General features: G+C 27.3%; 1 protein-coding gene. It reads right to left on the bottom strand.

What is annotated here, in order from left to right; genetic code table 11:
- The coding region (locus NE257_RS11580) for an AAA family ATPase (RefSeq protein ID WP_251886532.1) at positions 1-894 on the bottom strand (894 nt) is incomplete at its 3' end.
- Between the last annotated feature and the right edge of the window lie 178 nt (positions 895-1072).

The following is a 1072-nucleotide window of genomic DNA, read 5'->3' as shown; positions in this document are numbered from 1 at the left end:
AATTGAAATGCCTTCATCAGAATCAATTGATACGCTAAAAAGTTTATTGAAATTTGGTTCAGTTCTGAATCTGGGTATTAAAGAGTTAGCTAATTCACTATTCATTTCTTTTAATTTTTCAAGTGTTCTATTAGCCGTTTCTAGAGTTTTAGCTTGTACCTCTTTTTTTATTCTATCTATTTCTTCTTCAAGACCTTTAATAGCTTGAGAAACAGCAATATCCATGGGATCAGATACTTCTTTATCTGAGTCTAAACTACTTCTATCAGATTGAAATAAAGCAAACATTGGAAGGTATTTTTCTATCTCTGCATAAACTTTTTTTGAATCTTCTTTATCAACATTTATTTCCTGTAAAGATAGCTTCAAATTCATACAATTTCCATAAATTGCTTTACGCATACTCGCATTATTATTTGCAGAGTAGCATTCACTAGGTATATTTAATAGTTTGGCTCTTTTTTTTAAATCTGCTTTCTTTAATAATAATAAATCGTTATAATTTTCATTTATTGGATGCTCACAAATCACAAATGTTACTGGTTTTGGTTTTTGGCTAGTACATTTAAATACTTTTTTTATTTCTAAAAATCCTTCTTGATTCAGTAAAAACTCATCCTTCAAAGATGTTTCTGAACTTGTGTCTATAGTTAAGTTCTCAGGGAAATCTGAAAAAACACAACTTATTTCAATATAATCTTCACTACTATCAATAGACAAGTCATCTTTTTCACAAACTACAACTTTATTGTTAAAAAAAATTTCCAAAGCTTCTAAAATAGTCGATTTTCCTGCATCATTTTTCCCAATTAAAGCGGTCAAATCATGAACTTTCAAATTTGAAAAATTTTTATATCCTCTAAAATTTTTCAATTTAACTTCTTCTAATCTCATTTTCCCCTCCTGTTACTACGTAATTTATTATTAACAAACAATTTTTTCCAAATTGATTAATTAATTAAAATAAAATCGTTTTCTCAATTAATATGATACCTTATTTCCTGAAAATTAGTAAAGTGTCAAGGGCAGCTTTAAATTGTAGGTTTTGGGCAGTATAAAAATGTAGGTTTTT

It is taken from the genome of Enterococcus italicus, from assembly GCF_023743875.1.
In the GTDB taxonomy this organism is placed as follows: Bacteria; Bacillota; Bacilli; order Lactobacillales; family Enterococcaceae; genus Enterococcus_G; species Enterococcus_G italicus.
The sequence above is the reverse complement of the archived record's forward strand: the minus strand, read 5'-3'. Positions and strand labels throughout refer to the sequence as shown.